Origin of the sequence: Kosakonia sacchari SP1 (assembly GCF_000300455.3) — a bacterium.
GTDB classification, from domain to species: domain Bacteria; phylum Pseudomonadota; class Gammaproteobacteria; order Enterobacterales; family Enterobacteriaceae; genus Kosakonia; species Kosakonia sacchari.
This window is the reverse complement of sequence record NZ_CP007215.2, coordinates 1,650,636-1,665,353: the sequence shown is the minus strand read 5'-3', so window position 1 is coordinate 1,665,353 and position 14,718 is coordinate 1,650,636. Positions and strand designations below refer to the sequence as shown.

Sequence of the window (14,718 nt, the reverse complement as noted above, 5' to 3'; positions counted from 1 at the left end):
CAGAAGAATTAGCACGCCATCCATCTCCGCTGGTGATTCCAAAGAACCCGACAATGAAAAATAGCGACCTTACTGCACTGGTACTTGATGTGAGAATTAATCAATCAAAAACCGACGACTTTGGTCAATTCCAGCAAAATCCGAAGGGTGAAATATTGGCGTACGGCCGTGATTTGCGTAAATTACGCATTAACATCGCATCTGATATTGCCGACAACCATTTGGTAAAGCTTAACGACATTCCTCAATTACGTTATCAATATCATGTTGAGACCCAGAGCATTGATATTAACCTGCCCACCGACAGGCTTACTCCTTACCAGCTAAACATGGCTTCAGATCAATATCAGAAAAAAACCAACATGGATGCCGGGGGAATTAACGCGGGGGTGCTGAATTATAACCTTTATAATGAAAATAATGACGCGGGGAATTTTTTCTCGGCCAATATGGAAGGAATTTTCAGCAGTAACTACGGTAATTTCGTCTCATCCGGGCTTTATAATAATGGCAGCTCTCATTTTATTAATAATGATTTTGTGCGCCTCGACTCTTACTGGCAATATGTCGATGCGAAGAATATTCGCTCATGGCAACTTGGGGATTTTGTCAGTAACACGGTTGAATGGGGCAGTAGCGTAAGGCTGGCCGGCATACAGATTGCCAGCGCTTACCAGCAACGCTCCGATATTATTACCACGGCGTTACCCTCTTATTCTGGTTCGGCAGCGCTGCCTTCTTCGCTCGATCTCTATGTTAACCAGCAGCGTATTTACAGCGGAGAAATCCCCTCCGGCCCATTCGATCTCAAAATGTTGCCTTCAGTATCTGGTAACGACGTCACACTGATCACACGCGATATTAACGGGCAACAAATAGCCACAACCCAGGCGTACTACTACACGCCGAAGGTATTGCGTGAAGATCTCAAAGAGTACTCGATTGATATCGGCGTTCCACGCTTTGGCTATAGCACCGCATCAAGTGATTATGATAGCCATCTGTTTGCCATCGGTTCTTTGCGTTATGGCTGGCGGCCAACTGCAACATTAACCGGTCACACAGAATATACATCCGATGGTCTTGCCAATATTGGCGGCGGTATTGCCAAAACGCTGGCCGGGATGTCGGCAATTAATCTTGATGCTGCCCGCAGTGAATATAAAGGGGCATCGGGTAATCTCTTACTGGCGGGCGTTGAAGGTCGACTCACAAAACAAATCTCCTTTAATGCCAGTACCCAGCGCACCTTTGGTAATTATTTTGACGTTGCTCGCGTAGCGAATATTCTGGCGCAGAAAAAATACGCCAATGTTTTACGCACCCGCACCTATGCAGAAGATTTTATTAATACCAGCGCGATTGCCGAGCGGATCGACCGCTACGGTCTGGCATGGTCTCCGACGCCGGGGCTCTCTTTCAGTGCCTATTACAATGAAATCGCCTGGGCACAGGATACATACCGCACGGTATCGCTTAATGCCAATACCAGCATTACTAACAACGCAACGCTCTATACCAATATTTATAAGGATCTGAACCACAGTGATAACTGGAGCCTGTGGCTTGGATTGCGCATTAATTTATCTGACCGTCTCGACGCGACGACCAGCATGGTAAAAAACAGTGCGGACACCAGCTATAGCCAGGAATTCAGCCGCAGCAGCAGCCAGCAGGTCAACACCCTTGGCTGGGGAGTAAACGCCACTCACTACGATAACGGCAGTAACCTGCTTAGTGTTCGTGGCGATTACCGGGCGCGTGCTGCATGGCTGAATGCACAACTCTCCCAATATGGCAGTCAGCGGCAATCCACCCTCGCCGCCAGCGGTTCTCTGGTTGCCGCCGGAGGCCATCTTTTTGCCGCCAACGAAATTGGTGATGCGTTTGTGGTGGTAAAAAATGCCGGACCGAACAGCACCGTGTTGAATGGCGGCGTTGATCTAGGCAAAAGCGATGCGGAAGGCAACTTCCTTATCCCCCATATTTTGCCGTGGGTGGATAACGAGATTTACCTTGATACCAGCGATATGCAAGAGGGCTGGGAAGCCGCCAGCACTGAACAAATCGCCGTCGCAGGCTGGAGGCGCGGCAGCATTGTCGATTTCAAAACCGAAAAAATCGACAGCGCCACAGCAAAACTTTTTCTGGCTGGCGCTCATCAGGTCATTTCCCCTGGCTACGCAGTGACGCTTAACGGTCAGCAATCCGGCGTGGTGGGTTACGACGGGCTGGTTTACCTCAAGGGATTAAAAGAGGGAACCAACTATCTGAGTGTGAATTTGCTCGATAAAGGCCAATACCAGGCGCGTTTTAACTGGCATAAAACCACACAGCACAGCAACGCAGGAGAGATCCTATGTCGCTAACCCAGCTGCTTCGCTGCGTTATTGTGGTAGCTGTCGTCTGTGCCAGTTACTTCGCACCAATACGAACCGCCCACGCGGATTACTGTAACAGCAGCATCCACAGCGCGACATTTACCTATACCGCCGCAACCATCGCCCAGGCGCAAACCATTACCATTAATGACAGCTGGAGCTGCAATTCCGGGAATATTTTTCTGCCGAGCTACAGCCAGTCGGTCTGTTTGTACATGGATTCCTACACCGGTCAGTCAACAGCGATGACCTGGAATGGCGGCAGCTACACGCTGGCCTACACCGTGCATAGCACAGCGGGCACGGGGGCAAGTTCGCCAAACCCGGCACCCAGTAGCGTCGCAGCGGGCGCGGGCTTGTGGTACGGCATAAACGGTACCTCGGTAGTCGGGACATCCGGTACGACCAGCGGGCCGTTGTTAAGTTCTATCGCGATTACGCTTCCCGCAGGAAGCGCACGCAGCGTACCGCCAGGCACGTATACCATCAGCATTCGTTTTTCGCTGGATATGCAAGGCGATCCGGCTGGTAGCACCTGCACACAGTCCGGTAAAGGCGGGCCAAACGGCGACGGATGGGACTGGGGAACCACCACTTACACCTTTACGATAGTGGTGCCGAAGCTCTGCTCGATTAACGCGGTGGATAACATCAATTTTGGCAATATCGCGGCCGTTAACACGCTCGGCGCGGATGTAAGCGCACAGGGTAATGTCTATTTCACCTGTAGTCTCAGCACCCCTTACACCCTCTATTTAGATGATGGATTGCATCGCGATGCGGCAGGCAGCGGCAATCGCAATATGCTTGGCAGCGACGGCAGTAGCAGGCTGCCTTATCAGCTTTATACCAGTGCGGCAGCGACGACGATTTGGGATAGCGTCAACGGCGTGAGCGGCACCGGCTCGGCAACCCAGACCTTTAACACTGTTTACGGCAAGATTGCCGCCGGATCCGCCCTGCCCTCCGCGTTAGGGACCTATCAGGACAGGGTGATTGTGACGGTTTCCTATTAACAAGAGGAGGACATGGAAATGAGAGCAACACTATTTAGCAGCGCAGCCAGCATGTTGTTTTGCGCCTGTGCGATTGCAGATACCGCCACGGACACCATGACGATTCAGGCGACGCTGGTGGCAACCTGCGTCGTCAACACCGGTAACTTTCGCGACGCGCCATCACCTGCGTTGCTCAATTTCGGCACCATTACCGCCGGGCGACCCACCCGTGCGGATACTAACGCAGCGGCCGCAGGCTCAGGTGCTGCGTCTGTCATCTGCTCAACCGGCGTACCGTGGACGCTCACCGCCGATGGCGGCAACCACCTTAACGGCACACAGCGACAGATGAGCGACGGCGTCATGATGCTGCCCTATAGCCTCTATCGTGATGGAGGATACGCCTTCCCGATTGGTATCAATGACCCGGCGAACCCCGTCGCGTCTGGCACCGGGACCAGTGTCGTGCAGCTCACGCCAATGTACGGGATCGTCACGGCGGATACGCCTATCCCCAGCGTGGGAAATTACAGCGACAGCGTGACGCTGACGATCAACTACTAGCGACGGGAAGGAGGAAAAACGGGTATGAGAACGTTATTGCGGCCCTGCTGCATGCTGTTTTTGCTGATAACAGGCCACGCAAGCGCGGTTGCGCTGACGATTTCCCCGGTTTCTTTGCAAATGGACGCCGGGCAAAAAGCCATTTCGCTGACCATCAAGAATGACTCAGCAGACGCCGCGCCGATTCAACTGCGCGTCTTTCGCTGGACGCAAGAAAAAGGCAATGACCAGTTTCGTGAAACCGATGAGATTGTGATTAGCCCACCGTTTGTCACGCTTGCCGCCAGCCGCTCCTACAACGTGCGGATTTTCAGGAAAGATACGCGCACACCCGCGCAAGAGCTGACGTATCGCATCATCATCGATGAGATCCCACGTCCCGTTGACGCCCGAAGCGCGGGCGGCGGCGTCAAAATGAGCCTGCGGACATCACATCCTCTGTTTATCACCACACAAGAAGCGGTTGCCACGGTGACATGGAGTATGAAGCGCGACAGCCGTGGCTGGTACGTTTCCGCGCGCAATGACGGCAACCGCCACGCCTTGTTGACCGATGTTTATCTGGTTGATCGCAACAGCCATCAAAAAGTGGCGCTGAATGTTAACTCGGTGAATGGCTACATCCTCGGACACAGCTACCGGGATTACGACATTCGCGGCGCCCAGTTTACCCCCCTGACCGGCCATCAATACGCCGTTGAGGCGCGAATCAATGGCAAAACCATTACCGGTACGTTGTAACTGCAACTCACCCGGAGGAGAACGAAATGAAAAGATATTTGTTGTGCTTCTACACATTGTTATCTCTGCCGTTTGCCGCCAGCGCCGTGACAGCAACCGGGACGCTACAGGTTCAGGCTGTGGTGCAATCCACCTGTTCGGTCAATACCACCTCGACCGGTGCAACCGGCCCGGCGCGGCTCAATTTTGGCACCATCACCAATCTCACCGCAGATGTGACAGCGGACACGACCTCCGGCACCGTCGCCAACGGCGCGGTTTCCACTCTCTGCTCTACCGGAACGGCATGGACACTGACCGCAGATGGCGGTTTGCATGCAAGCAGTTCACAGCGTCAAATGGCGGATACAGCAACAGGTTTGCTGCCCTACAACCTCTATTCCGACGCGGCTCACAGCAGTTCTATCGGCATTAATGATGCGCAAAACCCGGTGGCGACAGGAACAGGGACAGGATCGGCGGAAACGACGCCGGTTTACGGTTTAATTCCGGCAGGAACGCCAATGCCGGAGGCGGGAAGTTATGCCGATACAGTGACCTTAACGGTCACCTATTAGAACAGAAAGAGCACCGTGCCTTGCGCACGGTGCCTGATTTCACGCCAGCTTAACGCAGCTCGAAAGAGCCCTGATTCACGCGCGCGGAATCAACGCCGATAAAGACGTTGAATTTGCCCGGCTCCGCGTCATATTTCATGCGCTGGTTCCAGAATTTCAGCGCATTAATATCGATCGGGAAACTAACGGTTTGGGTTTCGCCCGGTTTCAGGTTCACCTTATCAAAGCCGCGCAGTTGTTTGACCGGGCGGCTCATTGACGCGGTGACATCCTGCAAATACATCTGAATAACCGTTTCGCCTTCGCGTTTGCCGGTGTTGGTCACGTCAACGCTGGCGGTCACTTTGCCGGTACGCGTCATCGACGGTGCAGACATCTTCACGTCAGAAACCTTGAAGGTGGTGTAGCTCAGGCCATAACCAAACGGATAGAGCGGGCCGTTCGCTTCGTCGAAGTAGCGAGAGGTGTATTTGTTTGGTTTATCGGCATCATACGGACGCCCGGTATTGAGGTGGCTGTAATAGACCGGGATCTGCCCGACAGAACGCGGGAAGGACATCGGCAGTTTGCCGGACGGGTTGTAATCACCAAACAGAATATCGGCAATGGCGTTGCCGCCTTCAGTGCCGGCAAACCACGTTTCCAGAATAGCGTCGGCTTGCTGATCCTCTTTCACCAGCGCCAGCGGACGACCGTTCATCAATACCAGCACCAGCGGCTTACCGGTGGCTTTCAGCGCGGCAATCAAATCGCGCTGGCTCTGCGGAATGGTGATATCGGTACGGCTGGAGGCTTCATGCGCCATGCCCTGCGCTTCACCGACAACCGCAACAACCACATCGGATTTTTTCGCCGCGGCGACCGCTTCATCAATCATCTCTTTGGGCGAGCGCGGATCGACAACCACTGCCGGTTCATAAAGATTGAGGAAATTAACGATATCTTTGTCATTGGTGATGTTTGCCCCTTTGGCGTACACCACTTCCCCTTTACCGGCCAGCGCGTTGCGAATACCGGTCAGCACGGTAACGGACTGATCGGCAACGCCTGCCGCAGACCAGCTACCCATCGAATCGCGTTTGCTGTCGGCCAGCGGGCCCACCACCGCCACGGTGCCCGATTTTTTCAGCGGCAGCGTTTCCAGACGGTTTTTCAGCAGCACCATGCTTTCTCGCGCCACTTCACGCGCTTCTTTGCGGTGCAGACGGCTTTCGGCATTGGTGTCTTTCGGGTCGCTCTCTTTCGGTCCCAGGTGACTGTACGGATCGTTAAACAGCCCCATATCGTATTTCACATTCAGCACGTGGCGGGTGGCATCATCCAGCTCCGCCATCGTCACTTTGCCGGATTTCACCAGGCCCGGCAGATACTTGCTGTAGTACTCGTCGCTCATACTCATGTTGATGCCGGACTTCAGCGCCACGCGCACGGCGTCTTCCGGGTCGGCGGCGGTGCCGTGTTTAATCAGCTCTTTAATCGCCCCGTGATCGGAAATGGTGATGCCTTTAAAGCCCCACTCATCACGCAGCAGATCTTTTAGCAACCACGAGTCAGAAGAGGCAGGCGTGCCATTAAGTGAGTTCAGCGCTACCATCACGCCGCCGCTGCCTGCGTCCAGCGCGGCTTTGTAAGGCGGCATATAGTCGTTGAACAGGCGCTGTGGGCTCATATCAACGGTGTTGTACTCTTTGCCGCCCTCTACCGCGCCATAGGCGGCGAAGTGTTTCACGCTGGTCATCACCGCGTAGCGATCCGCCGGGCTTTTGCCCTGCATCGCTTCGACCATGGTGCGCCCCATTTCTGAGGTCAGGTACGTATCTTCGCCAAACCCTTCGGAAACGCGGCCCCAGCGCGGATCGCGCGAGACATCGACCATCGGCGCCCAGGTCATATTCAGGCCGTCATCCGCAGCTTCATAGGCAGAAACGCGGCCAACCGTTTTGACCGCATCAAGATTAAAGCTGGAGGCAAGACCGAGGCTAATCGGGAAGACAGTACGCTGACCGTGCACCACGTCATAGGCGAAAAACAGAGGGATTTTCAGGCGGCTCAGTTGCATCGCCTGATCCTGCATGGCGCGAATATCCTGCCGGGTGACGGTGTTAAAAATCGCGCCGACCTGGCTTGCTTTGATCATGTCACGAATGGCTTCTTTTGGGTTATCCGGCCCGACGCTGATTAAACGCAGCTGGCCGATTTTTTCATCGACCGTCATTTTCTTGAGCAGTTCAGTGACAAACGCATCCCTTGCTTGTGGCGTCAGCGGATGGTTGCCGAACATCTCTTCCGCCAGCGCTGGTTGCAGCGCGAGGCTCACAGCGACACCTACAGAACATAGCCATTTCATGTCGTTTACTCTCTTGTTTTTTCACCCATAACCGCGGTCACTGGCCGCGAAAGAAACGCAGTGTGCCATAATCCTGGCACGTGTTGCAGAGTGGGACTCTGATTTTTATGCGAATTCGCTCCCCCGTTTGGTTTTACAGGGCTAACATTAATGCGCACTTTACACGTCATCATGCATAACGCGCCAAAGCGGCAAGTCTTCACATTCTTATGACGCTTACTGAGATAAGCTTCCGGGTGCCAACGCCACTCAAAGGCGGCCCGAAGAATGAAGTGTATTGAACAATGATTAGCCACAAGGAGTGGATAATGTCACATCCAAACAACGCCTTTATCAGCGAACTCAAACGGCTGGTTGGCGCTTCTCACTTGCTTACCGACCCTGCCAAAACGGCCCGCTATCGCAAGGGTTTTCGTTCCGGCCAGGGCAATGCACTGGCGGTGGTTTTTCCCGGTTCGCTGGTCGAATTGTGGCGCGTTCTGCAGGCCTGTGTTAACGCCGATAAAATTATTCTGATGCAGGCGGCGAACACCGGGCTGACAGAAGGGTCAACGCCAAACGGCAATGATTATGACCGGGAAATCGTGATTATCAGCACCCTGCGCCTTGATAAGCTGCACCTGCTGGATAACGGCGAACAGGTGCTGGCCTACCCTGGTACCACGCTCTATTCGCTGGAAAAAGCGCTTAAACCGCTGGGCCGCGAGCCGCATTCGGTGATCGGCTCCTCGTGCATTGGCGCGTCGGTGATTGGTGGCATCTGCAATAACTCCGGCGGTTCGCTGGTGCAACGCGGCCCGGCCTACACTGAAATGTCGCTGTTCGCGCGTATCGATGAGCAGGGCAAACTGGTGCTGGTGAACCATTTAGGTATTTCGCTGGGGGAAACGCCGGAGCAAATCCTCAGCAAGCTTGATGACGATCGTGTGAGCGATAGCGACGTGCTGCACGACCAGCGCCACGGCCATGATCATGATTACGTGACCCGCGTACGCGATGTCGATGCCGACACACCGGCGCGTTACAACGCCGACCCGCAGCGTCTGTTTGAATCTTCCGGTTGCGCAGGGAAACTGGCGGTTTTCGCTGTGCGCCTGGACACCTTCCCGGCCGAAACGCGCCAGCAAGTGTTCTACATCGGCACCAATCAAACGGCAGTGCTGGCGGAGATCCGCCGTCATATTCTGGCGAACTTCGAACACCTGCCGGTCGCCGGTGAGTATATGCATCGCGATATTTACGATATCGCCGAACGCTACGGCAAAGACACTTTCCTGATGATCGATAAACTCGGCACCGACAAAATGCCGTTCTTCTTCACCATGAAAGGCCGCACCGAAGCGCTGCTGGAAAAGGCGACGGTGTTTAAACCGCATTTTATTGATCGCTCCTTACAAAAAATCAGCGGCTTTTTCCCGTCTCACCTGCCGCCGCGCATGAAAGCGTGGCGCGATAAGTATGAACATCACCTGCTGCTGAAAATGTCCGGCGATGGCATTGCAGAAGCAGAAAACTGGCTGAAAACCTACTTTGCCAGTGCCGAGGGTGATTTCTTTGTCTGCACGCCGGAAGAAGGGAGTAAAGCGTTTTTACACCGCTTTGCCGCCGCCGGTGCGGCGATCCGCTACCAGGCGGTTCATGCCGATGAAGTGGAAGATATCCTGGCACTGGATATCGCGCTGCGCCGCAATGACAGTGACTGGTTTGAGCATCTGCCGCCGGAAATAGACAGCCAACTGGTGCATAAGCTCTATTACGGCCACTTTATGTGCCATGTTTTCCACCAGGATTACATTGTGAAAAAAGGCGTGGATGCCCATGCGCTGAAAGAGCAAATGCTGGAACTGTTACGCCAGCGTGGCGCGCAATATCCGGCCGAGCATAACGTCGGCCATCTGTATGAAGCCGCCGAACCGTTAAAACGTTTTTATAAAGAAAACGACCCGACAAACAGCATGAACCCCGGCATCGGTAAAACCAGCAAGCGTAAGTTCTGGCAGGAAGAATCTGCTACGGATAACGCATCGTCAACGGCGATGAAATAACCCGGCGACGGGCTGTATTGTGTGCTCCTTTCGTAATAGAGTAACGAACAGCGCCAGAGAAACGTTTCTCTGGCCGCCTGCTTTGAAGGAGCACACCCGTCATGTCAGCTGTCGATATCTTATCCGGTCCTGCGGTGGTAGTGCGCGACGCCTGCCCTGAAGACGTTCACGCCATCGCCTCGCTTTATGCCTGGCATGTTCTGCACGGCCGCGCCTCCTTTGAAGAAGTCCCACCGACTATTGATGAAATGCGCAGCCGCATGAATCGCATCGCGAAAGAGGGTTTGCCGTGGATGGTGGCGCTCTATCACGGCATCGTGGTCGGGTATTGCTATGCCGGTTATTACCGTCCGCGCGAGGCCTATCGTTACACGCTTGAAGAGTCTATTTACGTGGATGCCAGCATGACCGGGCGCGGCATTGGCAGCACGTTGATGAGCGCCTTGATCGCACGCTGCGAAGAGGGCCCGTGGCGGCAACTGATTGCGGTGATTGGCGATGGCAACAATAATTCGGGTTCGCTGCGGCTGCATAAAAAGCACGGTTTTGAGATTGCCGGGCAGTTGCGAAGCGTCGGCTACAAGAAAGGCGACTGGCGGGATACGCTGATTATGCAGCGTCCACTCAACGACGGTGACTGGACGCTGCCGGAGTAATTAATCGTTTTGCGCGGTCTGCTCACCCGCAGACGGGTTTTGCGCCATCTGCGCCGCTTTCTGGCGTTTATAGCTTAATGCAGACGCCGGAACCGGCTGCACTTTGCCGGTTTCAATCCAGGTGCGTAAACGGCTGGCATCGGCAAAATGGGTAAATTTGCCAAACGCATCCATCACCACCAGCGCCACCGGTTTGTTGTTAATCACGGTGCGCATTACCAGGCAGTGCCCTGCCGCATTGGTAAAGCCCGTTTTGGTCAACTGAATGTTCCAGTTATCGCGGTACACCAGGTGGTTAGTGTTGCGAAACGGCAGCGTATACGCCGGATTAGCGAAAGTCGCCATCTCTTCACGCGTGGTACTGAGCTGACCAATCAGCGGATACTGTTTGGTGGCAATCAGCAGTTTGCTCAGATCGCGTGCGGTCGAGACGTTATGAATCGACAAACCGGTCGGTTCAACATAGCGCGTATTCGTCATGCCTAACGCTTTCGCTTTGGCGTTCATCGCCGCGATAAAGGCATTGTAACCGCCCGGATAGTGGTGCGCGAGGCTAGCCGCCGCGCGGTTTTCCGAGGACATCAGCGCCAGCAGCAGCATATCTTTACGGCTGATTTCACTATTGAGGCGCACGCGAGAATAGATCCCTTTCATCTCCGGCGTCTGGCTGATATCCACTTTGAGTTTCTCATCCAGCGGCAGGTGCGCATCCAGTACCACCATCGCCGTCATCAGCTTGGTAATGGAAGCAATAGGACGCACCAGATCAGGGTGGCTGGAGTAGATAACCTGATTGGTTTGCAGATCGACAATCATCGCGCTACCTGAAGCGATTTCAGGTTGTGCGGCAGTGGTCGCCGCTGTGGTTTTCGCGACGGCAAACGGCGCCACGGGCGCAGCCAGGATTAACGCCAGGCTTAATAAGGAAACTCGAAATTTCTGCATGGTGAGACTTCTGAAAATTATTCACGCACGTTATTACGCACACCGCTTCTGTCAGCCGGAGCAATAACAGAGCTGGCTTTGGCATAATAGCCGCCACGCAGGGTTGTCGCCAGAGGATAATCGTTGCGAGAGATTGCGTTGCCGACATTTACGCCAGCAACGCAACAGGTTTAGAACAAGCGGTAACCGTAACCCCACAGGATCACCGTCAGCGCCAGCAGCACTTCAAGCACCAGCACCCCGATCGCCAGCGTCGAGCTTGAGAAACTCAACCCCTCTTCTTTATTAATATTCAGGAAGGTCGGGATACCGACATACAGTAAGTAACCGGTGTAAAACAGCGCCACCGTCCCCACCAGCGCGCAAAGCCACACCAGCGGATAGAGCGCCACAATCCCGCTGAGAAACAGCGGCGTCGCCACATAACCAGCGAACACCATACAGCGCCCTAATGAAGGCCGCTGCGGCAAGCTACGCGCCATCCACCAGATCACGCGGCCCATCACCGCCACGCCTGCCAGCATCAACGCATAGAACAGCACAGCCAGATAGAAACCGGTAAACAATGACAGCGTCACCACACTGTTTTCGCCAAAATTCCAGCCGATTTGCGTGGTACCAATAAACGCGCAAACAACCGGAATCGCCGCCATGATTAGCACATGGTGGGTGTAGTGATGCGAAATTGTCTCGTTTTCGCCCTTGATAACCTGCATTTCACGATCGGGATGGGAAAAAAGTCCCCAGACATGGTTCATAACGCCCCCTCGCTGACAGCCCGAACATCGACACTGTCAGTATAATTCACTATTACGATTATTTTTTGTACAACAACAAAAATGCCGCGACAACGAAACGGCGTCATTCCGGCGAAGGCGCGATATCGGGTGTATGCTTATAAGCGTTTTACCGGGAGGACGTAAAAACAATGGATATCAATCATCTGATTAGCCAGTATGGCTACGCCGCGCTGGTGATTGGCAGTGTGGCTGAAGGGGAGACAATTACCCTGCTGGGCGGTGTTGCCGCGCACCAGGGGCTGTTACGGTTCTGGCTGGTGGTGGTATCCGTGGCGCTTGGCGGCATGATCGGCGATCAGCTGCTTTATCTCGTTGGCAGACGCTACGGCACGAAAATCCTGCGCCGCTTCTCTCGTCACCGGGAAAAAATCCACCAGGCACAGTCGCTCATCCGTCGCCATCCCTACCTGTTTGTTATCGGCTCACGTTTTATGTACGGCTTTCGCATTATTGGCCCGCTGTTGATTGGCACCAGCCGTTTGCGACCGAAAATCTTTCTGCCACTCAACATTGTTGGCGCCATCGTCTGGGCGCTGCTGTTTACCACGCTCGGTTACGTCGGCGGGGAAGTAATTGGCCCGTGGCTGCACCAGTTCGACCAGCATGTTAAACGCTGGATCTGGCTGATTCTCGCCATCGTGCTGGTGGTGGCGCTGCGCTGGTGGTTTCATCATCGGCGGAAAAAACGCCAGCGCAACGCGGCGAACGACTAAGCCGTTTTCGGTTTGAACTGCGGGTTAGCCAGCATAAAACCGCCATCAATAATCAACGATTGTCCAGTGGTGTAGCTGGCATGTTCTGAACAGAGCCAGGCAACCATGCTGGCTATCTCTTTGGTGGTGCCCGGTCTTGTCAGCGGAACAATCGGCAACGAACCCGGTTTTGCATCTTCATCGCGCATGTTATTCATCGGCGTGGCTATCGCCCCCGGCGCGACGGCGTTCACCAGAATGTTGTGATCCACCAGCTCCAGCGCCATCGATTTGGTTAAGCCGCCGAGCGCGTGTTTGGCGGCGGTATAGGCACTGGCGTCCGGCAACGGCGTGTGCTCGTGTACCGAGGTGATATTGACGATGCGCCCGCCCTGCCCCTGCTGCACCATGTGCCTGGCGGCGATCTGCGAGCAGAGAAACGCGCCGTCGACATCCACGGTGAAAATGCTGCGCCAGTCCTCAAATTTCATATCAAGAAACGGGGCTTTGCTCATTGCCCCGGCATTATTCACCAGTACATCAATGCGCCCGAAACGGGAAATCAACGTCTCAATCGCCTGCGCCCCATCCGGCAACTGGCTGAGATCGAGATGGATGGTTTCCGCCCGCCGCCCAAGCGCCTCAACATGCAAAGCAGCCTCTTTCGCGCCATTTTCGTCCGCATGCCAGGTAATGCCGATATCAAACCCCTGTTCCGCCAGCATCAGCGCACACTGTCGGCCAATCCCGGAATCGGCGGCGGTCACAATCGCAACTTTGGTTACAGGCATAGGTCGTCCTCTGGTTAACAAATAGACAGGTAAGTATAGGAAAAAGGCACAACTGCGTGAGATTGCCTACGCTTTTACCTACCTGCATATAAAAAGGACGAAGAAAATGATGAAGATACTGCTTTGGGCAATCCTGATTATCTTTCTGATTGGTCTGCTGGTGGTCACTGGCGTATTTAAGATGATCTTCTAACTGTGCCGCCGGGTAGCGCCCGCTACCCGGCTTTGCTGATTAATTCCCCTTCGCGCTGTAATTCACTGGCACCCAGCGATAACCGTTCTCCGCTTTCATCACTTTACCGATACCCGGGAAAGCAATATGCGCTGCGGCCACCCAGTCCCCTTCGCGCGCGACCTGCGCCAGCACCTTTTCACGGGTTGTTACCGCCTGCTGCTGGTTAACATCGAAATGGATCGCCACTTCCGGCTGCGGCAGTTGCACCGGATGCGCATGAATAATATCGCCCCACAGCATCAGCGTCTTACCGCCGTGAGTGACGCGGTAAATCACGCTGCCTGGCGTATGACCCGGCGCCGGGATCGCTTCAATGCCGGGGATAATTTGCGTCGGCGCGTGGAAGGGGCTGAGCTTACCGGCATCCATCACCGGGCGCAGGGAGCGTTCGGATTCCGCAAAAGTGTGGCGCTGTCCCTCTTCCACCTCTTTTTCATGTGCCGGATTGAGCCAGAAATCGACATCCCGCTGATCGACCCGCACGGTGGCATTGGCGAACACCGGTTTTCCGTCGCGCTGTATGCCGCCGGAGTGATCGGCATGGATATGCGTCAACAGCACCGTATCGATGGTGGCCGGATCAATGCCCGCCGCGCGCAGGTTTTCCGGCAGATGGCCGCCCGCGTCGCCAAACAACTGCCCGGCACCGGCATCCACCAGAATTAATTGCTTACCGGTGTTAATCACAAAGGCGTTGATCGAGGTTTCGGCATTGACGGGTAAACTGGCCTGCGCCATCCGTTCCTGCAACTGCTCCGGGGTGATATGGGTCAGCAGTTTGTCAAACGGCACCGCGACGGTGCCATCGGAAACGGCGGTGATTTGCCAGTCGCCCATCGCCATGCGGTAAAAACCCGGCGCTTGCGGCTGGTGTGTTGAGAGCGGTGCGGCGGCAACAGCGCCAAAACTCAAACCCGCCGTCGCCAGCACCAACAGAAGTGGATAATGTTTCATACTCTTCTCCAG

Annotated in this window: 14 protein-coding genes; 9 read left to right on the top strand and 5 right to left on the bottom strand. The window is 54.7% G+C overall.

Features of this window, described 5'->3' with window-relative positions; translation table 11 throughout:
• The first annotated feature begins 53 nt into the window (after window positions 1-53).
• From C813_RS30895 to C813_RS30875, 5 genes are read left to right on the top strand one after another with little or no spacing between them, the layout of a single operon-like run.
• Entirely contained in the window at window positions 54-2,369 is a 2,316-nt protein-coding gene (locus C813_RS30895) for a fimbria/pilus outer membrane usher protein (RefSeq protein WP_017459811.1), read from the top strand.
• Entirely contained in the window at window positions 2,360-3,397 is a 1,038-nt protein-coding gene (locus tag C813_RS30890) for a Csu type fimbrial protein (protein ID WP_017459810.1), read from the top strand. Before C813_RS30895 ends, C813_RS30890 begins: the two co-directional genes overlap by 10 nt.
• An 18-nt stretch (window positions 3,398-3,415) precedes the next feature.
• Entirely contained in the window at window positions 3,416-3,943 is a 528-nt protein-coding gene (locus C813_RS30885) for a Csu type fimbrial protein (RefSeq protein ID WP_202969607.1), read from the top strand.
• 24 nt (window positions 3,944-3,967) lie between these two features.
• Window positions 3,968-4,684, top strand: coding sequence for a fimbrial biogenesis chaperone (locus C813_RS30880; RefSeq protein ID WP_017459808.1), 717 nt, complete (start codon window positions 3,968-3,970; stop codon window positions 4,682-4,684).
• A gap of 26 nt (window positions 4,685-4,710) precedes the next feature.
• Entirely contained in the window at window positions 4,711-5,241 is a 531-nt protein-coding gene (locus C813_RS30875) for a Csu type fimbrial protein (RefSeq protein ID WP_017459807.1), read from the top strand.
• A 49-nt stretch (window positions 5,242-5,290) separates the two neighbouring features.
• On the opposite strand, the gene bglX is transcribed toward C813_RS30875, so the two are convergent.
• Window positions 5,291-7,588: a beta-glucosidase BglX gene (gene bglX / locus C813_RS30870; protein WP_017459806.1), complete on the bottom strand. Its 2,298-nt coding sequence runs from the start codon at window positions 7,586-7,588 to the stop codon at window positions 5,291-5,293.
• Window positions 7,589-7,896: 308 nt separating this feature from the next.
• On the opposite strand from bglX, the gene dld reads away from it, so the two are divergent.
• Window positions 7,897-9,633, top strand: a complete 1,737-nt coding sequence (dld, locus tag C813_RS30865) for a D-lactate dehydrogenase (protein WP_017459805.1) — start codon at window positions 7,897-7,899, stop codon at window positions 9,631-9,633.
• A 101-nt stretch (window positions 9,634-9,734) separates the two neighbouring features.
• Entirely contained in the window at window positions 9,735-10,289 is a 555-nt protein-coding gene (locus tag C813_RS30860) for a GNAT family N-acetyltransferase (RefSeq protein WP_017459804.1), read from the top strand.
• Here the strand turns inward: C813_RS30860 and pbpG are convergent, their stop codons facing one another.
• Both pbpG and C813_RS30850 read right to left on the bottom strand, forming a co-directional pair.
• Window positions 10,290-11,234, bottom strand: a complete 945-nt coding sequence (gene pbpG / locus C813_RS30855) for a D-alanyl-D-alanine endopeptidase (protein WP_017459803.1) — start codon at window positions 11,232-11,234, stop codon at window positions 10,290-10,292. It abuts the gene before it with no gap.
• 170 nt (window positions 11,235-11,404) lie between these two features.
• A complete protein-coding gene (locus C813_RS30850; protein ID WP_017459802.1) occupies window positions 11,405-11,992 on the bottom strand; it encodes a Yip1 family protein in 588 nt (195 codons plus the stop codon).
• Window positions 11,993-12,162: 170 nt separating this feature from the next.
• On the opposite strand from C813_RS30850, the gene C813_RS30845 reads away from it, so the two are divergent.
• Window positions 12,163-12,747 carry a DedA family protein gene (locus C813_RS30845; RefSeq protein WP_017459801.1) on the top strand — a complete coding sequence of 195 codons (585 nt, stop codon included), beginning with the start codon at window positions 12,163-12,165 and terminating at the stop codon, window positions 12,745-12,747.
• Here the strand turns inward: C813_RS30845 and C813_RS30840 are convergent.
• On the bottom strand, window positions 12,744-13,517 hold the full coding sequence (locus C813_RS30840; RefSeq protein ID WP_017459800.1) for an SDR family oxidoreductase: 774 nt from the start codon (window positions 13,515-13,517) through the stop codon (window positions 12,744-12,746). The genes C813_RS30845 and C813_RS30840 overlap by 4 nt on opposite strands.
• Window positions 13,518-13,626: 109 nt before the next feature.
• Here C813_RS30840 and yohP point away from each other — a divergent pair, with 109 nt between their 5' ends.
• Window positions 13,627-13,710: a small membrane protein YohP gene (yohP, locus tag C813_RS47695; protein ID WP_000698460.1), complete on the top strand. Its 84-nt coding sequence runs from the start codon at window positions 13,627-13,629 to the stop codon at window positions 13,708-13,710.
• Window positions 13,711-13,749: 39 nt separating this feature from the next.
• On the opposite strand, the gene C813_RS30835 is transcribed toward yohP, so the two are convergent.
• Entirely contained in the window at window positions 13,750-14,706 is a 957-nt protein-coding gene (locus C813_RS30835) for an MBL fold metallo-hydrolase (RefSeq protein ID WP_017459798.1), read from the bottom strand.
• Between the last annotated feature and the right edge of the window lie 12 nt (window positions 14,707-14,718).